The 24,548-nt window shown below is 56.3% G+C and carries 21 protein-coding genes; 4 read left to right on the top strand and 17 right to left on the bottom strand.

What is annotated here, in order from left to right; genetic code table 11:
* Nucleotides 1–26 precede the first annotated feature (26 nt).
* Nucleotides 27–836 (bottom strand): SDR family NAD(P)-dependent oxidoreductase, encoded by an 810-nt coding sequence (locus AT6N2_RS18095; RefSeq protein ID WP_209090569.1) that lies wholly within the window; start codon nucleotides 834–836, stop codon nucleotides 27–29.
* Between the two features lie 420 nt (nucleotides 837–1,256).
* On the opposite strand from AT6N2_RS18095, the gene AT6N2_RS18090 reads away from it, so the two are divergent.
* The 3 genes from AT6N2_RS18090 to AT6N2_RS18080 all read left to right on the top strand — a co-directional run bounded on the left by AT6N2_RS18090 (nucleotide 1,257) and on the right by AT6N2_RS18080 (nucleotide 4,833).
* Nucleotides 1,257–1,868, top strand: a complete 612-nt coding sequence (locus AT6N2_RS18090) for a glutathione S-transferase family protein (RefSeq protein WP_076845960.1) — start codon at nucleotides 1,257–1,259, stop codon at nucleotides 1,866–1,868.
* Nucleotides 1,869–1,888: 20 nt separating this feature from the next.
* Complete coding sequence (locus tag AT6N2_RS18085) at nucleotides 1,889–3,970, top strand: pyridoxamine 5'-phosphate oxidase family protein (protein ID WP_209090567.1); 2,082 nt, start codon at nucleotides 1,889–1,891, stop codon at nucleotides 3,968–3,970.
* Between the two features lie 89 nt (nucleotides 3,971–4,059).
* Nucleotides 4,060–4,833: an alpha/beta fold hydrolase gene (locus AT6N2_RS18080; RefSeq protein WP_209090565.1), complete on the top strand. Its 774-nt coding sequence runs from the start codon at nucleotides 4,060–4,062 to the stop codon at nucleotides 4,831–4,833.
* Nucleotides 4,834–4,897: 64 nt separating this feature from the next.
* Here the strand turns inward: AT6N2_RS18080 and AT6N2_RS18075 are convergent, their stop codons facing one another.
* From AT6N2_RS18075 to AT6N2_RS18060, 4 genes are all read right to left on the bottom strand, one after another.
* The gene (locus tag AT6N2_RS18075) at nucleotides 4,898–5,794 is read right to left on the bottom strand and encodes a LysR family transcriptional regulator (RefSeq protein WP_034499869.1); all 897 of its coding nucleotides are present in this window, start codon (nucleotides 5,792–5,794) and stop codon (nucleotides 4,898–4,900) included.
* Nucleotides 5,795–5,901: 107 nt separating this feature from the next.
* Nucleotides 5,902–6,207: a hypothetical protein gene (locus AT6N2_RS18070; RefSeq protein ID WP_076845957.1), complete on the bottom strand. Its 306-nt coding sequence runs from the start codon at nucleotides 6,205–6,207 to the stop codon at nucleotides 5,902–5,904.
* A 677-nt stretch (nucleotides 6,208–6,884) separates the two neighbouring features.
* Complete coding sequence (locus AT6N2_RS18065; protein ID WP_209090563.1) at nucleotides 6,885–7,907, bottom strand: CE1758 family FMN-dependent luciferase-like monooxygenase; 1,023 nt, start codon at nucleotides 7,905–7,907, stop codon at nucleotides 6,885–6,887.
* Nucleotides 7,908–8,068: 161 nt separating this feature from the next.
* Nucleotides 8,069–8,728, bottom strand: a complete 660-nt coding sequence (locus AT6N2_RS18060) for an isochorismatase family protein (protein WP_233282531.1) — start codon at nucleotides 8,726–8,728, stop codon at nucleotides 8,069–8,071.
* Nucleotides 8,729–8,979: 251 nt separating this feature from the next.
* Between AT6N2_RS18060 and AT6N2_RS18055 the strand changes: the two genes are divergently transcribed.
* The gene (locus AT6N2_RS18055) at nucleotides 8,980–11,283 is read left to right on the top strand and encodes an FdhF/YdeP family oxidoreductase (protein WP_209090561.1); all 2,304 of its coding nucleotides are present in this window, start codon (nucleotides 8,980–8,982) and stop codon (nucleotides 11,281–11,283) included.
* 917 nt (nucleotides 11,284–12,200) lie between these two features.
* Here AT6N2_RS18055 and AT6N2_RS18050 read toward each other — a convergent pair.
* The 12 genes from AT6N2_RS18050 to AT6N2_RS17995 form a co-directional block, all read right to left on the bottom strand.
* The gene (locus AT6N2_RS18050; RefSeq protein ID WP_209090559.1) at nucleotides 12,201–12,656 is read right to left on the bottom strand and encodes an SRPBCC family protein; all 456 of its coding nucleotides are present in this window, start codon (nucleotides 12,654–12,656) and stop codon (nucleotides 12,201–12,203) included.
* A 50-nt stretch (nucleotides 12,657–12,706) separates the two neighbouring features.
* The gene (locus tag AT6N2_RS18045; protein WP_209090557.1) at nucleotides 12,707–12,901 is read right to left on the bottom strand and encodes a hypothetical protein; all 195 of its coding nucleotides are present in this window, start codon (nucleotides 12,899–12,901) and stop codon (nucleotides 12,707–12,709) included.
* Between the two features lie 324 nt (nucleotides 12,902–13,225).
* Complete coding sequence (locus AT6N2_RS18040) at nucleotides 13,226–13,609, bottom strand: DUF983 domain-containing protein (RefSeq protein WP_209090555.1); 384 nt, start codon at nucleotides 13,607–13,609, stop codon at nucleotides 13,226–13,228.
* A gap of 123 nt (nucleotides 13,610–13,732) precedes the next feature.
* Nucleotides 13,733–14,314 (bottom strand): NADPH-dependent FMN reductase, encoded by a 582-nt coding sequence (locus AT6N2_RS18035; RefSeq protein WP_209090554.1) that lies wholly within the window; start codon nucleotides 14,312–14,314, stop codon nucleotides 13,733–13,735.
* Between the two features lie 262 nt (nucleotides 14,315–14,576).
* Nucleotides 14,577–15,209 (bottom strand): pyridoxamine 5'-phosphate oxidase family protein, encoded by a 633-nt coding sequence (locus AT6N2_RS18030; RefSeq protein WP_209090553.1) that lies wholly within the window; start codon nucleotides 15,207–15,209, stop codon nucleotides 14,577–14,579.
* A 341-nt stretch (nucleotides 15,210–15,550) separates the two neighbouring features.
* Nucleotides 15,551–16,537, bottom strand: coding sequence for an alpha/beta fold hydrolase (locus AT6N2_RS18025; RefSeq protein ID WP_209090552.1), 987 nt, complete (start codon nucleotides 16,535–16,537; stop codon nucleotides 15,551–15,553).
* Nucleotides 16,538–17,200: 663 nt separating this feature from the next.
* Nucleotides 17,201–18,265, bottom strand: a complete 1,065-nt coding sequence (locus AT6N2_RS18020; RefSeq protein WP_209090551.1) for an ABC transporter ATP-binding protein — start codon at nucleotides 18,263–18,265, stop codon at nucleotides 17,201–17,203.
* Nucleotides 18,266–18,275: 10 nt separating this feature from the next.
* Nucleotides 18,276–20,366 (bottom strand): ADP-ribosylglycohydrolase family protein, encoded by a 2,091-nt coding sequence (locus AT6N2_RS18015; protein WP_209090550.1) that lies wholly within the window; start codon nucleotides 20,364–20,366, stop codon nucleotides 18,276–18,278.
* Nucleotides 20,367–20,379: 13 nt separating this feature from the next.
* The gene (locus AT6N2_RS18010; protein ID WP_209090549.1) at nucleotides 20,380–21,213 is read right to left on the bottom strand and encodes a carbohydrate ABC transporter permease; all 834 of its coding nucleotides are present in this window, start codon (nucleotides 21,211–21,213) and stop codon (nucleotides 20,380–20,382) included.
* Nucleotides 21,210–22,055: a carbohydrate ABC transporter permease gene (locus AT6N2_RS18005; RefSeq protein WP_209090547.1), complete on the bottom strand. Its 846-nt coding sequence runs from the start codon at nucleotides 22,053–22,055 to the stop codon at nucleotides 21,210–21,212. Before AT6N2_RS18005 ends, AT6N2_RS18010 begins: the two co-directional genes overlap by 4 nt.
* A 94-nt stretch (nucleotides 22,056–22,149) precedes the next feature.
* Entirely contained in the window at nucleotides 22,150–23,454 is a 1,305-nt protein-coding gene (locus AT6N2_RS18000) for an ABC transporter substrate-binding protein (protein WP_209090545.1), read from the bottom strand.
* Nucleotides 23,451–24,509 (bottom strand): LacI family DNA-binding transcriptional regulator, encoded by a 1,059-nt coding sequence (locus AT6N2_RS17995; protein WP_209090543.1) that lies wholly within the window; start codon nucleotides 24,507–24,509, stop codon nucleotides 23,451–23,453. Before AT6N2_RS17995 ends, AT6N2_RS18000 begins: the two co-directional genes overlap by 4 nt.
* Nucleotides 24,510–24,548 lie beyond the last annotated feature (39 nt).

The raw sequence follows: 24,548 nt of genomic DNA, 5'->3' as shown, positions 1-24,548 counted from the left end.
TGTTCTCCAGTCAATGTTGTCGCTGACTAAGGCAGATATCTTCCACCGTTCACATGCAGGGTTTGACCCGTCATAAAGCGAGACGCCGAACCGAGGAGGAAGAGGATGGGAGCTACGATGTCGTCGGGTACTGCAACCCGGCCGAGAGGAATGGCTGCCCGCATCGCCTTTGCGCCGTCCTCACCAAACCATTGTTCCAGTGTTGCTGGTCCGGCGGCTCCCCGTCCGGTACCTCCAGCGAGGAACGCCGTTTGTACCAGTCCAGGTGCAACAACATTGACCCGGAGGTTCGGGGCGACCTCCTTTGCTAGGACCTTCGCGTAAGCGATCAAGCCAGCCTTCGACGCGCTATATGCACCGAACCCGGCCTCGACGTTAATCGCCAAGCCGGACGATATAAAAACGATCGAGCCGCTGTCCGGGGCCAGAAGAGGTAGAAATGCCTTTGACACCAGGAAAGCGCCTCGTAGGTTGATGTCCTGCGCCAAGTCCCATTGATCCAAACCAAATTTGGAAACAGGCGTCGGTCTTTCGCCGACGCCAGCTAAGTAGACGAGGCCGTCGATTTCATTCCATTGCTCAAGGACGGACGAAACCGCTTCTTCAATCTGAGCGAGCTCCAGAACATTCACAGGTATCGAGATAACGCCTTTCGGAAGTGGGTGCTCTTCAATGGCTGCCGGCGTATCAAGCGCAATTACTTTAGCTCCTGCCTCAAGGCAACGCAGTGCAAGCACCTGCCCGATGCCGCCATGCCCCCCTACAATCACAAGCTTCGCTTCCGCAGGGGGCCCCAACCGCTTGAAATCTATTTCCATCGCTCTGCTCGCAGTCATTCATCTGCCTCCATCCTCGTTGACTAGAAGATACACATGAAGACATTTTATGCAAAGAAATATTTTTTATGCACAATACGATTGTATCGTCGGTTGGAAAGTTGTTCGTCTCGCGGTGAATACCGGGTCCAAAAGCTGAGCGATGACCGCGTACAGGCGACTTTCTTGCGAGGTGAGCGTGACCTATCTTCGCAAATTGCTAATTGCCAGGTTGATGCGTTGTCGATTGCCCCCCGGCCTGAGGAGCCAGCCGTTATGCAAACGATTTGCCGAGGTGCCGGACAGGCATAACCACGTCAATTGCTTGTCAAATGTGGAATACTGACTTCCGTGAAAACAGTCTTCATTGATTGGGCCGACCTGCGCAAATTGGAGCTCAGAAGTGGCTCATAAGGAGTTGCTCGAACTGGAGAAATCGTCATGAAGTTGTATTTTCATCCCTTGTCCGGCCATGCACACCGAGCTCGCCTCTTTCTTTCCCTTGTTGATCAGCCATTCGAGTTGATAGACGTTGATCTGGCGAAGGGAGAGCACAAAAGCCCAGAATTCCTCAAAATGAACGCTTTCGGTCAGGTTCCAGTCCTTGTAGACGGCGAGACGGTAATTTCGGACTCTAACGCCATCCTCACTTACCTTGCAAAGAAACTTGGAAAGTCCGACTGGCTGCCTGAGGACCCGACCGGCGCTGCTCAGATCCAACGCTGGCTTTCCGTTGCCGCAGGACAGATTGCATTTGGTCCCGCCGCCGCCCGCTTGATTACCGTCTTCGGTGCGAAGTACAATGCAGACGAAGTCATTGCACGTGCTCACGCGCTCTACTCGGTCTTGGATCAGGAACTTGCTACCCGTCGGTGGCTTGTGTCTGACGGTCCCACAATTGCTGATGTCGCGATCTATAGCTACACGGCACGTGCTCCTGAGGGCAACGTAGACCTTTCCGCTTATCCCAATGTTCGCGCCTGGCTCGAACGTGTCGAGTCTCTTCCGGGCTTCGTCGAATTCGGGAAGACGCCGGTTGGTCTGGCAGCTTAACGCACCCTTGGGAGACTGCCATGGCGGCTGATGCAAAGATTGTTTACGAACTGGCGGAAGCGCCATGGCACAAGGGCGAGATTGAAATCCAGTCGTCCGTCGGGGTCATGGAAAAGATGCACGACGTAGGACGCCGCTTCATCAGAAGTCGTCTGATAGAACAGCATCAAAAGTTTTATCCTCAACTTCCCTTCCTGGTCGTTGGTGCCGTTGACCGTCACGGCCATCCGTGGGCAACGTTTTTGACCGGGCATCCAGGATTTCTCAGGGCGAGCGATGAGCATACGCTCAGCATTGGTACCCAATTTGATCAGTCCGATCCCGCATTTGGAGGTGCCCACGAAGGTGCGCCAATAGGCGTTCTTGGCATCGAGTTTCACACACGCAGGCGAAACCGGCTCAACGGAAATATCCGTCGGCACACCAAAGCCGGTTTTGATCTGCAAGTGAACCATAGCTATGGAAATTGCCCGAGGTATATCCAGTATCGTGATCACCACTTTGAGCGTGATCCGGCAGCCGCTTTCGAACCGGTTGTGGAGGCTCTGGATGGTCTCAACGATGAGGCTCGAGCTCTAATAGGCCTGGCCGATACCTTTTTCGTTGCCTCTTATGCGGACGTTGGAGGAGACCGCCAGGTCGACGTGTCTCATCGCGGAGGAAAGCCGGGTTTCGTCCGGGTAGGCGCTGACGGGCTCTTCACGATCCCTGACTTCAACGGGAATTTTTTCTTCAACACTCTTGGAAATATTGCCCTGAATGGCCGCGCCGGCCTGACGTTTCTCGACGCCCATACAGGTGACGTCCTCCAGTTGAGCGGACGGGCAGAGGTTCTTCTGAACTCACCTGAAATCGCCGCATTTCAGGGCGCAGAGAGGCTTTGGACTTTTCGCCCAGAGCGTATCGTAAGACGCCGCGGAGCACTGCCCATCCGCTGGAGTACAAGAGATGGAGGCGAGAGCCCGTTCTCAACGATGACAGGTGACTGGAGCCAAGCGAGTGAACGATTGAAAGCCGCGGAACTCGCTAAGACATGGCGGCCGTTCAAAGTTGATCGGGTTGTAGATGAAAGTTCAGTCATCAGGTCAATTTACCTCTCGGCAAGTGATGGTGCGGGACTGATCCCCCATAAGGCAGGACAACATCTTCCAATCCGTGTCCTACTTGGGGGTGATGAAGATCCCGTCATCAAAACCTACACGCTCTCGGCTGCGCCGTCAGACGCTGGCTACCGGATAAGCGTAAAAAGAGAGGGGCGGGTCTCCCAACATTTGCACGAATTGGGTGTCGGTTCACTCATTGAGGTGCGCGCGCCTGCTGGTGGATTCACAATTGATCCACTAGAAGAGCGTCCCGCCGTTCTATTGGCAGCCGGAGTGGGAATCACTCCCATGTTGGCGATGCTACGACACATTGTTTATGAAGGTCGGCGGAAACAGAAGATGCGCAAGACGTGGATGATCTACTCCGCGCGAAGCAAGGCGGAACAGGGCTTTTCAAATGAACTCGCCGATCTGGTCTCGCAGGGTGATGGCGCTGTTTCGTTGACGCGAGTGCTGTCCTCTCAAGAAGAAGCCGTCAAAGACGTTGATTACGATGAAATCGGCCGCATAAACATCGCTCTTTTGAAAAAGGTCCTGCCATTCGGGGACTTCGACTTTTATCTTTGCGGTCCACCCGCTTTCATGCAAGACACTTACGACGGGTTGCGGTCCCTTAGCGTAGCAGACAAACGGATCTTCGCCGAAAGCTTTGGCCCGGCTTCGGTCAAGCGTCGCCCAGATATCGGCTCAGTGACCGCTGTAGGCGCTCTTCCCTCGACAAATGACGTCCCCGTCTTCTTCACGGAATCTGGAAAGCAGGCACTGTGGCGTCCCGGAAGTGGCACGTTGTTGGAGCTTGCCGAGGCTGAAGGATTGTCCCCGGATTACAGCTGCCGAGGAGGAACCTGCGGGACCTGCGCTACCCGGATGGTAAAGGGAAAAGTGGCCTATAAAACGCCGCCTCAGGCTGCAGTGGGAGATGAGGAGGTCCTCATTTGCAGTGCATACCCCGCACAGGCTGACATTGCAGATGCCAGCCCGCTACAGCTCGCCCTCTGACCGCTGACAACTGTAGAACACTGCGGATTACTCAGTGGGAACGGCTACGACCAAATTTAAAAATATAGCTCTTCAAGAAGGAGATCGAAATGCTGACAATCAAGAAGGTACTGTCCGCGGCAATTATCGCAGGCGCTATTACAGCGTCGGCCGGCGCACAATCGCCCAAGCCGACCGTCGTGTTAGTTCATGGCGCCTTCGCTGACGCTTCGAGCTGGAATGGGGTGATTTCGAGACTGCACGAGGACGGCTTCGAAGTCGTTGCTGTTGCTAATCCCCTTCGAGGCGTGAAAACTGATGGCGATTATGTTGCAAGGATCATTTCAAGCATCAAAATGCCGGTGGTTCTCGTGGGCCACTCCTATGGGGGTGCTGTCATCAGCGCGTCCGCCGTCGGCGCGAAGAACGTCAAGTCGTTGGTTTTTGTTGGAGCCTTCGCACCTGACATCGGCGAGTCAGCCGCGGATCTTAGCGCTAAGTATCCCGGTAGCACGCTGGAGCCGACGCTCGACGAACCAGTTATCTTGGCAGACGGCGGCAAGGATATGTATATTGCTAAAGAAAAATTCCATGGTCAATTTGCCGCCGACGTCTCGGCAGCTGTCGCCGCTCTCATGGCCGATACACAGCGCCCTGTAACGCTGTCGGCCCTTACTGAGGCGGCGCCAGGTGCGGCATGGAAGGAAATTCCCTCCTACTTTATTTATGGTGAGAAGGACAAGAACATCCCAGCGAAAGCATTGGGATGGATGGCCGAGCGGGCATCCTCTAAAGAAACCGTTGTTGTGAGTGGCGCATCCCATGTCGTGATGGTTTCCCACCCGGCCGAAGTCGTGAAAATCATCGAAAAGGCGGCCAAGTAGATCTGGCCGATACCCAGACGGTTTGAGAACGGCGACCGCGCGGCAACGCGCGGTCCAAAAGGAATCAGCTGAAATGCCGGTTCGCCCTAAGCTTTGCCACGGCGAAATCTACAAAACTTCGCACCTTTGCCGAGGCGTGACGGCCGTCAGGGTGAACGACGTGAATAGGCAGCGGCTCTTCCTCATAATCAGCCAGAACTGTCTGAAGTTGGCCGCGTTCGAGTTCCGGGGCAATCTGGTATGAAAGCACGCGGGTGAGGCCCCATCCCTTGACCGCCGTGGCGATCGCTGCCTCGTTCGAGCTTGTAAAAAGACGCGGGCTCACATGCACGACCGTCTTTTGCTCAGAACCGAAACGCCACTCCAATGATGACCACGCACTCGTTGAAGCGACAATCCTGTGACGAGATAGATCCGAGGGCGTGAGAGGAACGCCATTCTGATCGAAATAGTCAGGGGATCCGCAGATCACACGCTTCACGGAGCCAACTCGAATGGCGGAAAAGCCTGAGTCCGGCAGGTGGCCAATACGTATCGAAACATCAATACCCTCATCAACGATGTTTACCACGCGATCCAAGAACAGGCACCGCCCAATCACATCGGGATACTCATCCAGGTATTCGGTGACCACAGGTAGGACGAACATCGTGCCGAACATGGACGAGGCAGTAATAGAGAGTGTCCCCGTGGGTTTCGCGAATGCGCCCGCAGCTGCCGCCTCGGCGTCTGCAAGATCCGCTAACAGCCTCTGGCAGTCGGTGAAATACCTGTTACCCGACTCGGTCAACTTCACGGATCGAGTGGTGCGCGTTAGAAGACGAGTGCCGATGATATCCTCTAGCGAGGAAACAACGCGCGTCACGGCCGGAGGGCTCATGTGGAGTTGACGTCCAGCGTCCGCGAAGCTCTCCGCTTCCGCGACTTTTACGAATACTTTCATGGCTTGCCAGCGATCCATGCGTTCCCTCCTTGAATAATTTCGCCACTTCGCTGCATCCACGGTTTGCAAATAGCATCACCGGATCGGAACGACCAATGGTGTTGACATAGCCGTCATATGGGCTGTTAAATCGGCGCGGACAGCATTTCCTTGATCTGCCGGCTGAAATCCGTTGTAGTAAAAGCAATCAGCTTCTTCTTTGCAGCGTCTGCCGCGACGTCATTCCCCTCGCGGACAGCAAGGGCATATTTGACGGCGACATCTGTCACAGCATTGAAACTTGCTCCACGCATCGCCGCGTCAATCTCGGCGCCGGTTAGTCCGAGTTCGCGCGCCTCCGCGATTAGACTTTCGTCGATTGATGCTTCCCTGGCTTCTGTCGCCAGTCGGATGTGTATACGCATGATCGGTGTCAATGGGTTCTTCGTCACGGGAGGTCTCCGAGTTTAATTCTTCATGGTTATGTTCTCCGCTCGTGCTAGGACCCAGTGTCAAAGGTGACTTCTCACGGGTGACAGCGAGTTCTTCGCCGAGCGTCATCCATAAGAATAGTGTATCTGGAGTGTTAATTAAGCTCCCAAATCGCAAATGCTTTCTTCCGCCCGCTGCAACAGTTCGGCAGGTGCGCTTTGGCACTAAGATGTGTACTTGCAGGATCCGGCGACACAAAGCCTACAGCCATCGAATGAGCGTTCTTGGCGACCTCATGCCAAGAACCGCCTGTTCTTGCAGTTCTAGATGTTTCACACGACGCTTGCGGCGCCGCAGTTTTTATCGTTTGAGGGCTGTGTGACAACAACACATGCCGAAAGAAAGCCGCGAGTGCTTCCGCTCTCTGGTGCTGCAAAGCCACGATCTGCCGAGACCTACAAGCGCCGTGCCCTCGCCAATAAATGATTAAACGTGGAAATGTTTAGGGTATTGTAAGCTACCACCGCATTTTGGACGTCAGCTCGAAGCGCCGCAGGGACGGTCTCGTAAAGCCGGGACGGCGCAATAGCTTCTAGCCCGGGGGTGCAGGAACCAGCGCGCCCTCAGGGTCTGTATGAAGAGGCGATAAAGCCTGCCATGTCGAGAAGATATCTATTGCAGTGAGCGAGATACAGCCTCAGACGGGCTGTGTCGCGGACATCTCTCTGCGAAGCACCGGCGCAACTCGCTCGGCCAGCAAATCAATTTGTTCAAGGACGGTTTTGAGCGGAACGCCGCCCATTTCGAGCGTGAAGAGCTGGCGGCGGTAACGACCGAAATGGTCTCTGAACGTCAGGACTTTGTCGATCACTTGCTGGGGACTTCCGACGGCGAGTGAGGTATTGTTCATGACCTGCTCGAGCCCGGCACCCCGATAAATCCTGGAGTTGGCAAAAAAAGGCCGGTATTGCGCCAAAGCCTCCTGAGAGTTGGGGTGCATAAAGATTTGCCCTCCAGCGCCGACGATTGCTTCTTCGGCCTTCCCGTGCCCGTAGTGGACGAAGCGCTCGCGATACAGTTTCACAAGTCGACCGAAATGTTCGACCGGCCCGAAGAGATTGTTGGTAAAAAATCCATCGCCGTAATACGCCGCGATTTCGGCGACATCGGGGTTCGATACGGAGCCATGCCACACAAGCGGGGGCTTTGATTCAAACGGCCGAGGTGTGGACGTGAACGCACGCAAAGGGGTGCGGAACTTGCCCTCCCAATCCACACGGTCCTCACGCCAGAGCCTGTGCAGGAGTCCGTAATTTTCAACGGTCAGGGCTACACCGTCTTCGACGTTTTTTCCAAACCAAGAATATACGGCGGGCGTGTTCCCGCGTCCCAGCATCAAGTCGACACGGCCCGCTGAAAGCTGTTGCAGCGTTGCAAAATCCTCTGCCAATTTGACAGGGTCATTGGTCGTAATTAGCGTTGTCGACGTTGACAGTGTGATTTGTTTTGTCTGACCTGCAATATAACCCAGGATGGTGGTAGGGGAACTCGGTACGAAGGGTGGATTATGGTGTTCGCCAATCGCGAATACGTCTAGTCCAGCCTCGTCGGCATGGACAGCGATCTTCACCATAGCCTGGAGTTTTTCGTGCTCTGTCTGTGCCTTACCCGTCGAAGGATCGCCGGTAACTTCACCAACGCTGAAAATTCCAACTTCCATTTTGAATACCTTCGTAGTCCCCGATATTGCTCTAAAGCTACCGGCTGAGCTGGTAAGCCAAAAATCCTTTTCTCATATCCGGATGTGTATATGTTGATGCGGCAGAGGGCGCAGCTGCGGGCAATTAAAGAGCCCCCAGACAGCGCCCCCGGCCGTCGCCCTCACTGTCCCTTGGCCGCTAGGTAGCCAGAGATGTTGTTGGCAGAGAAGGGGAGGTGATCGCCCATCAGTTGCGCATGCTCCTGACCATGCTCCGAACGCCAGTCGCCGAGAAGTTCAGCGCCTACTGCTACCCAAGTGATGGGCTTGATGCCGACTTGTACCATACGAGCAATGGCGGCGTCCTCAACGATCTTGTTCCAGGTTCCAGAGGCATCGATGACGGCATAGACGTCATATCCATCTTCCTTGGCTGATAGTGCCGCGAAAGCGAGGCAAACCTCTGTCGAAATGCCAGCGATCAGCAGCTTCTTTCGCCCGGTGTTCTTAACTGCAGCAACAAATTCCTTGTTATCCCAGGCGTTGATTTCGCCAGGGCGGTGAACGATGGTCGCGTCTGGAAGAAGGTTTGTCACAATCGGCATGATAGGACCGTTTGGACCATCAGAAGCACTGGTCGTGATGATTGCCGGCAGTTTGTAAACCTTAGCAAGAGTGGCAAATGCTTTGACGTTGTTGTTGAACTCCGGCGGGCTTTGGGTCTGCACGCCGTTGGCCAGGCCTGTCTGGTGATCGACGAAGAGAACCGCGGAGTTCTGGGCTGTAATCCGATCGTATGACATTGTCATATCCTTTTGATTGTTGATGTCGGTGTTGATCACTCGACTGCTCTAAAGGTGTCATTCGAACGGCCCATCCACTAGCGGCAATGGCCGGAACTCATAGTTGCTGAAATCGGAACAGAGTTTGGATGAGACTGGCATCACTGATGTCGCAAGCGGTCATAACGGTCTGGGAGGCTCGCCCTTTCAATAAGCTACGTTTGCTCCCGTACAAATCGTAACCGTGATGATCAAGACATCGACGAAAAATACCGCTCACATCTCTTTTGTGTAACCGATCGGAGGCTGGCATGACGGAAGACAAGCTAGAGGGTATCGAAGACTACCGCGCGCCAGCGGGAGGGTGGGGTGCTCTAAAAGCAGTTGCCAGGACCCTTAAAGAACAGCAACTCTCCTTGACCGGCGTTAACGCGTTACTCAAAGCAAATCAGCCGGACGGGTTTGATTGTCCGGGCTGCGCGTGGCCAGACCCCGACCATACGTCCGCATTCGAGTTCTGCGAAAACGGAGCGAAGGCGATCACATGGGAGGCCACCCGAAAAAGGGCGGATCCCGAGTTCTTCTCGCACCACACCGTATCCGAAATGTGGGCTTGGGACGACCATCGCATAGAAGATTCCGGGCGCCTTACTTCACCCATGGTATATGATTCAGCAAGTGATCGTTTCAAAGCGATATCTTGGCAGCAGGCATTTGATACGATCGGGCAACGGTTGCGCGAGTTGTCACATCCAAATCAGGCCGAGTTTTACACGTCTGGCCGCGCCTCAAACGAGGCCGCGTTCCTCTACCAGTTGTTTGTTCGCGCCTTTGGTACGAACAATTTTCCCGATTGCTCTAACATGTGTCACGAGGCGACGTCGGTCGGGCTTCCCCAGTCGATCGGAGTCGGCAAGGGTACTGTGGAATTGGTTGATTTTGACAAATGTGACTTGATCATCAGCATCGGTCACAACCCCGGAACCAATCACCCGAGAATGATGACCACGTTGCACGATGCCTCGAAACGAGGGGTCCCGATCATGGTATTCAATCCGCTGCGTGAGCGCGCGCTGGAACGTTTTGCGGCTCCGCAAAATCCTGTCGAGATGCTTACTCTTTCCTCGACACCTATTGCATCCTCCTACTACCAAATCAAAACGGAAGGAGACATTGCGCTATTGAAAGGACTTATGAAACTGCTTTTTGAGCGGGATTTACTGGAGATAGAGGATGGTGGGGCCGGCCTTCTCGACCGCGAATTCATCGATGAACACACCTTTGGACTTGATGAAATCAAGACCGACGTTGAGGGAACAAGATGGGACCAGATTTACCGGACTTCTGGCCTGGGACGTGAGGATTTCGAGAGCGCCCTGAACACATATGTAAAGGCCCATCGGGTCATTATTTGCTATGGGATGGGTGTGACACAGCACTTTGCTGGAACCGAAATCGTCCAGCAACTGGCGAACCTTCTCATGCTTCGCGGAAATATCGGAAAGCCGGGCGCCGGCCTATGCCCATTGCGCGGGCACTCCAACGTACAGGGGGATCGAACTGTCGGGATTACAGAAATGCCGAGCGCCGCACTTCTGGACGGTATCGAGAGAGCGTTTGGCTTCAGACCCCCGGCGGAGAAAGGTCATAACGCTGTCGACAGCGTGAAAGCGATTATATCAGGACAATCCAAAGCACTGATTTGTCTCGGAGGAAATTTTGCTGTCGCTATGCCGGATCCCGATGCTGTGTTCGAGGGCATGCGGCAACTTGAACTGGCCGTTCATATTGCTACAAAGCCCAATCGATCTCATCTGCTGACGGCGGAAACATCGATCTTGCTGCCTGTTCTCGGCAGAACCGACCAAGATGAGCAAGGTACCGGTCTACAATCCGTGACAGTCGAGGACTCGATGTCGATGGTTCACGCTTCGAAGGGTTTCCTCAAACCTCCGAGCGACCAACTTCTGTCAGAGCCAGCGATCATAGCCAGGATTGCCAAAGCCACAATTGGGGAACGCTACGAGATACCATGGGACGAGATGGTGGAAGACTATGACCGCATCCGAGACAAGATCGAGATCGTCTTTCCTGAATTCTTCGACTTCAATGTCAGAGTTCGCAAGCCAGGCGGTTTCCGTCTGGATATCCCCGCATCAAGGCGTGAGTGGCATACGCCAAACCGGAAAGCCAATTTTTTGGTTGCGGCTGGGCTTGAAGACGATCCGCGATTAGTCGACCCCGAGTGCCTTGTTCTTACGACCATCCGCGCGCACGGTCAGTACAACACGACCATCTATAATATGGATGACCGTTATCGGGGCATTTTTGGCAGACGGGACGTGATCCTTATGAACAAAGCCGATATGGATCTGCGCGGCATCGCCGAAGGGGAGCAAGTTCAGGTCGCTGGAATGGACATCGATCAACCTTTGAACTCACGTCTTCTGACCGGTTTCATAGCGGTTGAATATAACATTCCACAAGGATCGGTTGCAGGATATTATCCAGAATTTAACAAGGTAATGGCGCTATCGGATTTCGACCCGAAGTCAGGAACTCCGGCCTACAAGGGGGCGCCTGTGACGATCTCCAAGTGGAGCCCGTCACGATGACTTGTGCAGATATTCGCGGTGGTGGATCTTGGCTAAGCCGCGCTGGGTATCAATGGCAAACCGGTCCGCGGCGGAAATACTTCGGTTGTATCGCTTGTACGATTGGTCGCACACGCGACTCGACACTTCCGAACGCCGCGATCCCTTGAGCAGATTATCTGACCACGGTCCTATTTTCGCTAATTTCTGCATTCGCACACCCGAATTTAGCTCCGCATCTCACGGAATTGGAGCTCATCTCAGCGGACGCTAGCGAAGGGTTTGCCCGTTGAAGAGCGCTCGGATCAGACATCGTCTGCATTCCTTGGTCATCCGCAGTCGACTGCTCCGCTGCGGAGCTCCAGTCGAGATGATGCCGCTGGCGCCGAATGGCAGGCGACAGCACTGTCCGTCATTTCCTGGCGTGAGAACGACGCGAAGGAGCCTTGAGGCACTTTCAACCAAACTGAAATGTCGAAATTGAGTGCGCTTGCAGCTTCAGGTGACTCCTGGGTTCATATCCTCATGCCAACGACCAAGACCATTTCACAGGATGTATTTGCCATCCTTGCTAGGCATACGTTGAGCAATGTAGTCGCCTAAAATGGGCTGATGACCCCTTCACGCGGGTGAAAGTTCCTCTCCAGAACGCCTGTACTGGAAATCGAAGCTTCACAACGATTTGAAAAAAAGCTGCCTTCGGTGGCGGTACCGAAGGCAGCAAAGCCTGCGATGGGCAGGCGCCTGCGGCGAGGACCGCAGTTGAGCGGCGGGGAGACGGCCGTTCACGAAATATATAAAACATCTTCATTTAGCAGCAGTCTTGAACAGGGCTTGAGAAGATGGGACATCACGAAAATAAGTGTTCTTAAGCCCTGAATATTGTATTTGCCTAATAGCGTAGCCAGCAATGAAGGCGAGTGAGAACTCGTTCGACTTTAAAGCTCACCACCACTCACAAGCTCACGGACTTTCTTCAACGTCGACACGACTGCGGCGATGTAGTTGCTACGCATCTCGTTCACCTGAACGCGTTCTTCATCAGAACCTTCAACAGCTCCCGCAAACGGGACGCTGAAAGTGAAAGTGAGCCAAAGCCCCTTTTCGCTTTCGCTGATCGTGTTTTGAATGAAGCCATCACTTCCGACCCTTTCGAATTGAACTTGAACGGGTGGGAAAAAGGTTATCCGCTCTTCATAATCGCCAGTCGGCAGACTGATCTGACGCAACAGGCCATTATCCGACCGACTGATGACGTTGCAACGTGACATCCCGGGCACAAACGGAAGTGCGTTGTTCGCCTTCATCTCGAGACCCTTCCAAACTTGCGCTGCCGTGAGCACCGGCTCAACGCCTTCAGGATTTACTTCAAGTGTGTATGAAACGGTTTTCATTTGAGACTTTCCTTTAATCTAGTTTTCATGAAGGATCGCGCGAGTATTCGTCAAATTGGGCGTGCTAGCATTTGCTCATAATAGTCGCGCAAGTAGCCGTACCTCTCGGCTCCAAGCTGGGAGATAGCAGGCGCTTCATGTTTCTCCAGTTCATAAGGTCTCGCTCCGTCGAAGCCGCTCGGCGAGCGCCTGTTGGATGTCATGGCTTCTTCAAGCCAACGCGCAATAATGATGTCTTCGTACATTTTGGCAGCCTCTCGCTTTGGTAGCCAACATAATGCGGCCCGCAAACAAGACTTTGAAGCCTTGCGCCAAAGAAGACATTGTTTCGCTTGATGAATGTAATGATTGCGAGTGTCAGACTGCATAAACAGAGGGAGCCTGATCCTCTCGTACGTCTAGCCTGACCTTGTCCACTGTGCGGCGTCCAGGAACGGAGCGCGACGATTTGAGCTATCTATCATCGGATCCAACGATCTCACATGCTCGGCGGACCGCCCTCTCAAGCCGCGCTGCAGCTAAATAAATAACTATCAGCGGTCGACCGCCGCTTTGATTTTTGAGTCAGATTATCCTTGGGTGCCGCGGTCAATTTTTCCTTCCTCAGCTTTGAAAAAATATTGACTGTTCACCAGCCAACCTTTCAACGGCCTGAGTGGTAAGATTGATGCCAGTATAACGAGCGGTAGAGAGGTGAAGAGGTGGACCCACAACGGCGGCTGGTAGGCAACTTCTAACCAACATGCTATTCCGACAGCTGGCACGCTGGTAAAACAGATCGCAAAAAAAGCTGGGCCGTCCGCCGGATCGGCAAACGTGTAGTCCAGACCGCAAACCTCACAACTGGGTTTCAGAGTTAGGAAACCCTTGAACAAGTGGCCTCGTCCACAACGGGGGCATAGCCCCCTTATGCCAGTTTGATAAGGTGATAGTGGCGGCCAATCTGTGGTCATTGAGGTCCCTCCAAATTTCCATGGTAGTGTGATGCGGCAGATCGCTGGAGGCGCAACGCTTCGCTCCGCTCCCAGCTTTGGTTAAGCACTCTCACTTGCAATTTTTTACGCGTCGGTCTGCATTTAGGCAGAGTGCAAGGTCTGCGCGGACACCCTGGCAGCCTTAAGGGCGCGTCCCCACCAGGTAAGCTGATCGAGGAGATTTTGTGCGGCCTCATCCAAATGAGCGTAATCACCTAGGGTTTTGCCGTCTTTCACCACCGATAGGTATTCGGGGAAGGATATATGAACACCAGTCTTGACAGAGACAGCACTCATCTCAACGAAGATCAACCGGAGTTGCTCAACGGCGCGAGCTCCGCCAACGCCCCCGTAGCCGACGAAAGCAACGGGCTTATGAATGAACTCGCCAAGGTCAATTGCATTCTTGAGCACAGCCGTCGGCGCGTGGTTATATTCTGCTACGGTGAAAACGAAGCCGTCAAATTCGCGCAAGGCTTTCTTCCACCGCTCCGCAGTGTCATTCTCCGCCGTTGTCGCGCGCTCTTCACCGAAAAAGTGCATGGGAAAGTCCAACAGATCGAGGATCTCGACGTTCAAATCGGGGCGTTGGTTCGCGATGTGGTGAATCCATTTCGCTGGGTGTTCCGCGAACCGACCCATCCGGGTACTTCCGACAATGACGGCAATTTTCAACTCACTCATGGCTCGTTCCTTAGATTGTTGAGGGTCAGTCTCGCTACGCGGAGCAAATCAACTCGGTATGTTTACGTGGGTGCTCCTTAGTAGCGCATGAGGATGGGATCAGCGGGCTGTGTATAGAACGCGCGGAGGCAATCTAGAACGAGAGCAGATTTCTAATTCTCAACAAGCAGAAATTCACCATCAGACGCTCCAAAGCCAGTTTACACGACAACGCATCGATGGCACTTGGCCAGCAACGGTCGGCAGGCCGCTGCGATCATAGTTACTCTGATTTACCAGTATGTCCCTCGAGCAGCGCGATTTTCTCCTCGAGTTCTAGTATTTTTTGTTCCTTTTCCGACAGCACCTGTTTGACGACGCTCTCATCTATCATTCGAGGGATATGTTGTGGGCAATTCGCATCCCATGCCGTCACTGTGAAAACTATCGCCTGCTCTACGCGGGCATTATAATCCGCAGGCTTGAGACTAGCCTGGAGATCCGCGTCGTTTTCAATTACTTTCGCTTCACCCCAAATCTTGACACGCTGGCGGTAGGTGTAGTCCATCAAAAACAGAAAAGCCTTTGGATTGTCGATAAGATTTCCCTGGGTGATGTACTGACGGTTACCTGAGAAGTCGGCGAAACCAATCGTGGTATTGTTTAAAACCTTGAGAAAGCCGGGCGGGCCACCCCTATGCTGCACGTACGGCTGACCCTCAGAGTTAACGGTCGCTAGATAGACGGTCGTTCTGCTTTCGATGAAAGCGGCAAGATCGTCCGTTATCTCGGTCTGCCAAGAACCGCCGGTTTCCATCCGCTCGTAACCGCGTCGTGACCCTTTCCTGACTTGAATCTCTTTAACGGAGGGCGTGAAGGCGACATCGCTCGCGTATTGAATATCTCTTTCTGTCATAACCTAGGCCTTTATTCGCGCGAAAAGCGCGTAATCGGGAACGAGCTTAAAACCAAGCAACCGCGCCGACCACCGCTGTTTTGTGCAATACTCTGTTCCGGCAATTCAAGGTCTTGTGAGAAGCAGTAATCAGGAGACGCGCCAGCTTTCGTTGTAGTTGCAGCAATTTATCAAGATCAGAGTAGCCGCGAGACCTCAGAGACAGCGGTTTTCCAGAAGAAGGACGCGGCCGACGTATCACCGCCGGAAGTTAGCGATCTCATCAGGCGTTGTCTCACTACAAATCCTTGGGAGCCGAAATCTCAAATGCGCGCCGCTTTTTGATCCGATCTCGGCTAGCGTCATCGGGGAAGTCTAGCCATGTATGCTCGCGTGAAACTCGCCACTTCAGCCAGCTTTGTGTCCATCGCAAAATGACCCGCATCCAAAATATGAATGTCTGCCTCCGGTAAATCCTTTTTGAAGGCGTTGGCGCCAGCGACCGTAAATGCTGGATCATACTTTCCCCACATGACAAGAGTTAATGGTTTGTGCTCGCGCAACCAGCTTTGCCAAATCGGGTAAGCCGCGATATTGTTCTGGTAGTCGAAAATCAGGTCGGACTGGATCTGGTCCTGCCCGGGTCTGTTGAGATACGCGTACTCGTCCATCCACAGATCCGGATTATAGGCCTCGATATCAGGATCTGCTCCAAGGTGACGGGCTCGGGTCACCGCGAGCGACTGGTGCTGTTTAACAACTTCAGCCTGGAGTTCGCTGCGGTTGTTCCAAAATGACTTTCTCTTTTCCCACATGGGGCCGAGCCCCTCTTCGTAGACGTTGCCATTCTGAAAAATTGTACCGATCACAGATTGGGGTCTCGTCGTAGCGACGCGCATCCCGACCGGAGCACCGTAATCCTGCATGAAGAGCACATATCGATCGAGCTTGAGCGCATCAGTCAGCTTGATGATAGTCTCAGCCAAGTGACTGAACGTATACGTATAATCCTGCGGGGAAGGCGCCTCGCTGTTGCCAAACCCTGGATAGTCAGGGGCCACGAGATGATACTCGTTTCCGAGCCTTCTCATCAGATCGTCGTACATCCGCGATGAGCTTGGAACGCCGTGTAGCAGAAGGATTGTTGGTTTATCGTGCGGGCCGATTTCCCGATAGGCGATCTTCGACCCGTCAATCTCGATCGTACGATAGGTCATTTGGGGCGTGGGGACGCTGACATCGGCAGCGTTTGCGACCGTGGCTGTGAGAACTACTGCCAACGCAATTGCGCTCGTCAATGATGCGAGTTTTTGCGGCGTTTCAGCTACATTAATTGGCTTGTTGTTCATGGTTCGGATCCTCACCGGGTATGTTGTCTCGGTGATAATCATCCATCTTCCTGGGAGCGGGAACCGCCTCATTTCACAATGGATTGTTTCTTCCAATGAAATAGTGGCTTCGCGCGAAAGGCCTTCTTGCCTCGGGCAAAAAGCATTCTGAGACATTTACTCGCGGTAACGAGCAATTTCTAAAAATGAATATTCGGCCCGTGGATCGTTCGCTGCATCCTGTAGGCCCGGATCGGGAATGGAACAGTCACTATGACGAGGCAGACTCTTAGTGTCTCCCGCACCGAGGAGTGCGAGAGCATTTGGCAAAAGCGGTGCCAGCGCCGCGCATAGTGGTGCCCCCCGTTCGACGCCTGCCTGAACCGAAGGAAGCTGCTCTAGTATATTTACTTGAAGCAGACGTTATAAATGTGGGCGACGTGGTTCCGCGAACGATGCTCTTTGCCGTGAAAGAAAGGCAAAGTTGCAAAAGAGCTTGCACCGTAGGGGCCGAGCCGGGTCGGACGACTAATGACCGCTCCTTCGCCGAGGAGCACTCATCTTTTTTCGCCGCAGATGACTAACCGCGTTTGTCTGAGCACACAGTCTTGTTTGTTTTCGACTCGACAGTTGGCCACTCCAGAAACCCGAACGATGCGTTTGACTTACGTTCAATTGCAAAGCTTAGGGAAAAAGACGTTGCCGCCGGTCTTCCGCATCGAATAAATGTACCGCGCCCTGACCCAGAGATATCCTTTGGAAAGAGCCGACCTCGAACCATGGCCGCTCGCGCAGAACCGCCGAGACCAACTGGCTGCCAAGCCTCAGTTCGATAAAGCTCTCTGAGCCAGTCGGCTCGATATTCTCGACAGTTGCTTCCAGCGCGCCCTCGGAACCAACAGCGATTTCTTCCGGGCGCTTGCCAATGAGCAGCTTCTGGCCGTCTTTCACGCCGGCCGGCGCGGTGAGACCGGAAGCCTGTCCGCCCTGCAGCACCAGCTGTCCGGCGGATACGATTGCCGGGAACAGGTTCATGGCAGGCGAGCCGATGAACTGCGCGACGAAGGCATTGGCCGGCCGGTCGTAAAGCTCCAGCGGCGTGCCTATCTGCTCGATGCGCCCGGCCTGCATGACGACGATACGGTCGGCCATCGTCATCGCCTCGACCTGGTCATGCGTCACATAGACCATCGTCGTTCCCAAACGCCGGTGCAGGCTCTTGATCTCGCCGCGCATCTGGACGCGCAGCTTGGCGTCAAGATTGGAGAGCGGCTCATCGAACAGGAAAACCTGCGGATTGCGGACGATTGAGCGGCCCATGGCGACACGCTGGCGCTGGCCGCCGGAAAGCGCCTTCGGCTTGCGCTGCAGCAGGCTTTCGAGACCGAGAATCTCGGCGGCTTCGCGGACCTTTTTCTGTTTCTCAGACTTGCTGGCGCCGGCGAGCGTCAGCGAGAAGGCCATGTTTTCCTCGACGGTCATGTGAGGGTAGAGCGCATAGTTCTGGAAGACCATCGAGATGTCGCGGCTCTTTGGCGGCAGGGTGTTGACCACCTTTCCGCCGATTGAGATCGTGCCGCCCGAAATATCCTCCAGCCCGGCGATCATCCGCAAAAGGGTGGACTTGCCGCAGCCCGACGGCCCGACGAGGACGACGAATTCGCCGTCGCCGATCGCCGCGTCGATTCCGTGGATGACCTCGGCGCTGCCGAAACGCTTGGCGACCTTGTCGATCGTGACGCTTGCCATGAAGTCCTCCTTATGCCGCGCCGATATGGATGCGCGTGGCCGACAGGGCGCCCTCGTGGATGATCAGGCCGGCGGAACCGCTGGCAAAGGTCTGGTCATTGGCCTCGACTACGGTATCGCCGACCTTCACCGAGAGCTTGCCGCCCTTGGCCGAGAACTTCATCGTGAAGCGTGTCTCGAACTCGACCTGGAGCGGTGCGGAGGCGAGCACGGTCTGCTTTTCGTCCTTGCGGCAGACGATCTGCAGCTGCCCGTCGCGGGTGACGAGCGCCGCATAGTAGCGGCGCTGGCCTTCGGCGCGGATCACCAGGCCGCCGTGATCGCCGAGATGCAGCATCATGTCGGCTTCGATCGCGTAGTGCGTCCAGTCGCGCGTGCCCTGCAGGATCATGCCTTCGCCGCGGTTCTGGCTGATGCGGAAGTCCTGCGGGAAGTTCTTCGAGAAGAAGTGGACATTGCTGACCCAGGCGCGGCGCCAGAAATCGCCGCCGTCGTCCGGCCGCTTGAAGGTCACATCAGGGCAACCGTCCCAAGTGACGGTATCGACCAGCACACGGCCGTTGGCGCGGCCCTGCGGGGCGCTCAGCACGACGCCGATTTCGGCGATCGGCTGGTGGCCGGTCGAGGGAACCGTCCATTCGAGCGTTGCGGAACCGCCGGGGCCGAGCAGCTTGCCGGCGGGCATGTCGATATCGACGAGATTATCGCTGCCGTCATAGTGGCGAATGCGGAGTTTGGCTTCGACCGTGCCGCTGTTTCCGGCTTCCGCCGAAAGTGTGGCGCGCAGCGTCTGACCGGCGTGGATGCGCGGGCTGGCGACCAGATCGTAGGTGCGCATCTTGGTGACTTCATGCGGCGTGAAGACCGGCGTGGTGGCTGCGGCCTCGCGGCCCGGCGCCAGCGCCAGATAGTCGATCGCCAGAGCCGAGCCGGTGCCGGTGACCTTGAGACCTTCGAGCGCAGTCTGGCCGGCCTGCGGGCGGAAGCCTTGGACGGAGCCTGGTAGCGCGAAGTGGAACTTCGCACCGTTCTTCGGCGCCGGCTTTGCCGCCTCGCCCCCAAGCTTGCGGCCGAGATTGGCAAGCCACAGAGAGACATCGGCGGCATCGGAGATCGAGCGGCCGCCGTCGGCGGTCGACATGTAGAGACGGTCGGCAACCGGACCGCGCCAGTCCGGCCCGGCATCGAGGCCGTCGAGACCGAGCATGATCCCGTGCAGGCAGCCGAGATTGCCGGCGTTGCAATCGGTATCCCATCCCGAGGTGTTGACGATCATCTGGCCGCGCTGGAAATCGTGCGGCGCATGCAGCAGCGCCATGATCATCAGCGCGTGGTTCGGCACGACATGGCAGTTGCCCGGATATTTGTCGTAGCCGTAATTGTCCTCGATCTTCTGGCGCGTCGCTTCCCAGTCCTCATTGCCGGAGGTCCAGTTGCGGATATCGCCGATCAGCTTGGCGATCAGGCTGTCCTTGGGGATATGGGCAAGGCCAGTGTCGAGCAGATGGTTCACATCCTTGCTGACGAAGGCTTCCGCCTCCATCGCCGCCCAGAGCACGGCGGCGTTGACGGCTTCGCCGTCATGGCTGACGGAACCGGCAGCACTCGCCAGCTTGGCGGCCTGCGCCGGATTGCCGGGGGAAACGAGAGCCCAGCCGTCGATGAAGATCTGCGCGCCGATCTGCTCGGCGACGGTCGCGCCGTTGACCTCGATCGAGCCGGATGCCGGAGCCGGGATGCCGCGCTGCAGGTTGAGCCAGGCGGTGTGTTCAGTCGAATTGCCTGTGCCACCCCACCAGAGGATCGAGCGCTCTTCGATGATGTAGTTCAGCCAGGCCTTGCCGATGTCTTCGGCCGACAGATCCGGCGAAATGCCGTAATCGTCGAGCGCGCGCGGGAAGGTGAAGGTGCCGGCAACATCGTCGTCAGTGACGACGAGCGGATCGCCGAGCCGGTCGTGGACGTAGTAGGTGATCGGACCGAGCTTCTCCAAAATGTCCTTGTAGCGCCAGTTCTCGAAGGGGCGGCCGAGATAGACGCCGATCAGCTTGCCGAGAACGCCGGCATAGACGCGGTTGGTATAATCTGCGGGGATTGGCATGCGAAACTCCTTGTCAGCCCTTCACCGAGCCGCCGGCCATTCCTTCGATGAAGTGGCGCTGCAGCAGGACGAAGAGGATTACGATGGGAAGAATGATGATGAGGGCGGCGGCCATGATCTCACCCCAGTCGGACGAGTATTGGCCGGAGAGCAGGAAGAAGGAGACGACGGCGGTGAGCCTGTCCTGCTCCTGCAGGAAGGTCGTTGCGATCAGGAACTCGTTCCACGAATAGAGGCCGATGATCAGCGCCACTGTCAGGATGCCGGGAGAAACGATCGGCAGGAAGACGCGGCGGAAGACCTGCCAATGGGTCGCGCCGTCGATCAGCGCCGCTTCCTCGAGTTCCTTGGGAACCGCGAGGAAATAGGTGCGCAGCAGCATGATCGCGAAGGGCGAATAGACGGCCGTATAGATGAAGGCGACGGCGATCGGGTTGTTGATCAGCCCGAAACGGGCAAAGCCGAAATAGAGCGGAAAGAGGAAGAGCTGGATCGGCGCGGTGGTGCTTGCCAGCAGATAGAAGGTCAGGACCTTCCAGCGCTTGATCTTCTGGCGCGCCAGGACATAGGCCGTCAGCGAGCCCGTCGAGCAGACGAGAATGATCGTCAGCCCAGTCAGGACGGCGGAGTTGACGAGCGTCGTGCCAAAATTGGCGTCCGTCCAGGCGCGGGTGAAATTGTCCCAGCGGATCACCGAAGGCATTGCCAGCGGGTTCTGGACGATCTCCGCGGATGGTTTCAGCGCGTTGAGGACGCTCAGCGCAATCGGAAACAGCGTGATGATCAACAGCACCGAGAGCGTGATGTATACGATCGCGAAGGTGAGGCGGCTTTCGGAAATGTTCATTGTTCGAACTCCGTCGCTTGGGCGCGGATATAGAAGATCGTGGCGGCGAGGCCGAAGAGGCTGATGACTACGGAGATCGCTGCCGCCTTGCCGACGGCGAGGTCGTAGAAGGCCGAGCGATAGGCGAAGGTGGAGAGCACCTCGGAAGAATAGGCCGGGCCGCCCTGAGTCAGGATGTAGACGAAGTCGAAGACCAGGAACGACCAGATGACGGTCATGATCATCATCAGCGTTATCGTCGGCATGATGCCCGGCAGCAGCACGTAGCGGATCGTCTGGAAGAAGGTGGCGCCCTCGATGCGCGATGCCTCGATCTGCTCGGCCGGGACCTGGCGCAGCGCGGCAAAGAAGATGACGCAGAGGAAGCCCCACCAGTGCCAGAGGTCGACGACGGCGATGCCGTAGAGCGCGCTCGACGTCTCCGTGAGCGGGTTGGCGATATCGAGGCCGAGGCGCTGTAAGAGGCCGGTGACGCCGGTGACCGGCGAATAGATCATGCCCTGCCAGACGCGGCCGGTGATCGCCGTCGCGATGATGACGGGCAGAAAATAGATGACCTGGAAGAAGTTCGAGCCGCGGCGCACGACAAGCATCATAGTTGCCGCAAGCAGCCCCATTCCGATCGGCACCGTCAGGAAGATCAGCGTCCAGATGATGTTGTTGGTCAGTGCCGTCCAGAAGACGCTGTCGTCCCAAAGGGCACGAAAATTGTCGAGCCCGACGAAAATTGGCGTACTGATCCCGTCCCACTCAAAGAAGGCGAGAGCCACCGTCAGCAGCGCCGGAATGGCGATGATGACGACATTGATGATCAATGTCGGCAAGACATAAAGTCGGTGCATTATCTACCTTTCGCAGGCAATCGGGGCGCCTGGCGCCAGCCGGCGCGAGCAGGGAGGTGAGGGCGCGCGAACCGCACCCTCATTGTCGTTGCGATCAGCGGGCCGGGACGGCAGGCGCCTTTCCGGCCTTCATTTCCTTCTGGAAGGATGCGTCCATCTTGGCGAGGAAGTCGGCAGTGGTTGTCTTATTCAACCACACTTCCTCGATGCCGTTGATGACATAGCTGTCGGTCGCCGGCGGCAGAAAGGTCCAGGTCGTGTAGCCGTACTTGCCGTCGTTGACCTCGGAGGAGAGGGTCTTCATCGTCTCGGTGAAGAGCGGCGTGACCTCGCTTGCCATCTTGACGTTGGAGATGTCCTTCAGCGGGATGTTCCACTCACCCTGCCAGGCCGAGTTCATCGTGCCGTAGACTTCGGGCGAGAAAACGTAGTTGATCGCGGCTGCTGCGCCATCAGGGTTTTTGGCCTTGGTGGCGATTGAGAAGGTCGAGCCGATGCCGAGCGGGAAGACCGGGGCGCCCGAAGCGCTCGGGAAGCCGATGAAGCCTGCCTCGCTGCCAGCCTTCTTGCCGTAGGTGTCGACGTTCTGGAACTGCCAGGTGCCCGTCGGCATCATGCCGGCTTTGCCGGATGCCATGGCATCGGCGGCCTGCTCGCTGCTCGTCACCGAGAAGTAGTTCTTCCCGAAATAGCCCTTCTGCCACCAGGAGTTCAGGCGGTCGATCGACTTGACGAAGGGTTCAGCCGTCCAGGGCATCTCGCCGCGGAGCGCCTTGTTGAGGTTCTCGGGGCCAGCGACGGAGTTGAGCGCTAGCGTCACGAACCACTCGTTTGCGCCGCGCCAGTCGGCATTGCCGGCCGCAAACGGCGTGATGCCGTCCTTCAGCATGGCATCGGCTACGGTTTCCAGCTCGTCCAGCGTCTTCGGCGGCTGCCAATTCTTCTGGGCAAACAGCGTCTTGTTGTAAAACAGGCCGACGGTTTCGTAGGTCTTGGGCAGCGCGTAGATCTTGCCGTTATACTCGCCCATTTTCAGGAACACCGGCAGGATGCGTTCTTCCCACTTGTACTTGGCGGCATAGTCGTTGAGCGGCATCAGCTGGCCGGACTGGGCCATCGGCGCGACATAGCTCGGGCCAGCGGTATAGACGACGTCGGGACCGTTGCCGGAGAGCATCGCGACGCGCAGCTGCTTGTCGAGCTCGTTGCCACGGTAATCGATGACGAGGCTGTAATCCGGGTTCGCCTTGGCGAAGGGCTCGACGATATTCTGTTGGATCAGCTTCTGCTGGTCGGGCGTCGCCTGCTCGTACCACCAGGAGACTTTCTCCTGTGCGGCGGCCATCTGTGCGGTACTGGCGATCAATGCGGTGGCGGCTAGGCGCTTCAGCCTGGTCATGATATTTCCTCCCTTACTGGATGCGTTTGGTCCGGCCGCGCCGAAAACGGGGCGACCGAAGCTCTGACGATAAGTTCGTAAGCCATTTCCTCCGCCTGGCCCGGGGCCGAGGCCTCGTTTGCCAGACGCTCGATAAGCTTTTCTGCGGCGCGGGCGCCGAGCCGGTCCTGGAATTGCGCCACCGTCGTCAGCGCCGGCGTGACCAGAGCCGCGGCGAGTATGTCGTCAAAACCGGCGACCGAAACGTCGCCGGGAACCGATATGCCGTTGGCTGCCAGCCCCTGCATGACGCCTATCGCCATCAGATCGTTGGCAGCGATGATGGCGCTCACCGAGCGGCCGCTTTCGATTAGCCTTTCTGCGACTTCGCGGCCCGCCTCCAGCGTGAAATGAGCGGCCTCAAGCACGATCGGCTCCGCGCCCATTGTTGCCATCGCCTCGAGATAACCCTGCAGGCGCACCTGCTGCGGCCCGCCGGGCGCGGCGATCATGGCGATAGAGCGGTGGTCGAGTTCCAGAAGATGAAGCGTCAACGCCCGGGCGGCTGCGACATTGTCGATGAAGAGGTTGTCGATCGGCAGCGGTCCGCCCGTCTTGCGGCTGACCTCGATGCGCACGATCGGAACGCCGCTCATGCCGAGAGGAGCCAAATCCCGCGCGCTGGTCTTGAAGAAAACGCCGACAACGCCGTCGAAGCGACCCTGCTGCGCGGTGAGGATGACCTGGCGCTCGTTCGCGAGCTCGCCCTCGGTATCGATCGTCACGACCTCGTAGCCGGCGGCGCGTGCGACCTTCTGCACGGCAACGACCAGCGAAGGATAGAACGGGTTGGCAAGGTCGGGAACGACGCAGGCAATCACATAGGCGCGCTTGGTGCGCAGCGCCTGCGCGAAGCGATTTGGTTGATAGCCAAGCTCGGAGATTGCGGCCTCGATACGCTCGGCCGTATCGGGGCTTACCCTGTCGCGTCCGCCATTCAGGACGAGCGACACTGTGGCCTGTGCAACGCCGGCTCTTTCTGCAACTTCCTTCTGCGTAATTCGTCGTTCGCTCACGGAGATATCCAAATTGCTACGTAACAATAGGTTATTGAT

It is taken from the genome of Agrobacterium tumefaciens (assembly GCF_017726655.1).
Classification (GTDB): Bacteria; Pseudomonadota; Alphaproteobacteria; order Rhizobiales; family Rhizobiaceae; genus Agrobacterium; species Agrobacterium tumefaciens_B.
Note: the sequence above shows the minus strand (reverse complement) of the source record. Positions and strands in the feature narration are given on the sequence as shown.

Coding starts and splice junctions, on each gene's coding strand:
- AT6N2_RS18010 (WP_209090549.1), bottom strand. CDS start 21,213: ATGAACATTTCCGAAAGCCGCCTCACCTTCGCGATCGTATACATCACG.
- AT6N2_RS18015 (WP_209090550.1), bottom strand. CDS start 20,366: ATGCCAATCCCCGCAGATTATACCAACCGCGTCTATGCCGGCGTTCTC.
- AT6N2_RS18055 (WP_209090561.1), top strand. CDS start 8,980: ATGACGGAAGACAAGCTAGAGGGTATCGAAGACTACCGCGCGCCAGCG.
- AT6N2_RS18075 (WP_034499869.1), bottom strand. CDS start 5,794: ATGGATCGCTGGCAAGCCATGAAAGTATTCGTAAAAGTCGCGGAAGCG.
- AT6N2_RS18020 (WP_209090551.1), bottom strand. CDS start 18,265: ATGGCAAGCGTCACGATCGACAAGGTCGCCAAGCGTTTCGGCAGCGCC.
- AT6N2_RS18045 (WP_209090557.1), bottom strand. CDS start 12,901: ATGTACGAAGACATCATTATTGCGCGTTGGCTTGAAGAAGCCATGACA.
- AT6N2_RS18040 (WP_209090555.1), bottom strand. CDS start 13,609: ATGACCACAGATTGGCCGCCACTATCACCTTATCAAACTGGCATAAGG.
- AT6N2_RS18005 (WP_209090547.1), bottom strand. CDS start 22,055: ATGCACCGACTTTATGTCTTGCCGACATTGATCATCAATGTCGTCATC.
- AT6N2_RS18035 (WP_209090554.1), bottom strand. CDS start 14,314: ATGAGTGAGTTGAAAATTGCCGTCATTGTCGGAAGTACCCGGATGGGT.
- AT6N2_RS18050 (WP_209090559.1), bottom strand. CDS start 12,656: ATGAAAACCGTTTCATACACACTTGAAGTAAATCCTGAAGGCGTTGAG.
- AT6N2_RS18080 (WP_209090565.1), top strand. CDS start 4,060: ATGCTGACAATCAAGAAGGTACTGTCCGCGGCAATTATCGCAGGCGCT.
- AT6N2_RS18065 (WP_209090563.1), bottom strand. CDS start 7,907: ATGGAAGTTGGAATTTTCAGCGTTGGTGAAGTTACCGGCGATCCTTCG.
- AT6N2_RS18090 (WP_076845960.1), top strand. CDS start 1,257: ATGAAGTTGTATTTTCATCCCTTGTCCGGCCATGCACACCGAGCTCGC.
- AT6N2_RS18030 (WP_209090553.1), bottom strand. CDS start 15,209: ATGACAGAAAGAGATATTCAATACGCGAGCGATGTCGCCTTCACGCCC.
- AT6N2_RS18095 (WP_209090569.1), bottom strand. CDS start 836: ATGACTGCGAGCAGAGCGATGGAAATAGATTTCAAGCGGTTGGGGCCC.
- AT6N2_RS18000 (WP_209090545.1), bottom strand. CDS start 23,454: ATGACCAGGCTGAAGCGCCTAGCCGCCACCGCATTGATCGCCAGTACC.
- AT6N2_RS18085 (WP_209090567.1), top strand. CDS start 1,889: ATGGCGGCTGATGCAAAGATTGTTTACGAACTGGCGGAAGCGCCATGG.
- AT6N2_RS18025 (WP_209090552.1), bottom strand. CDS start 16,537: ATGAACAACAAGCCAATTAATGTAGCTGAAACGCCGCAAAAACTCGCA.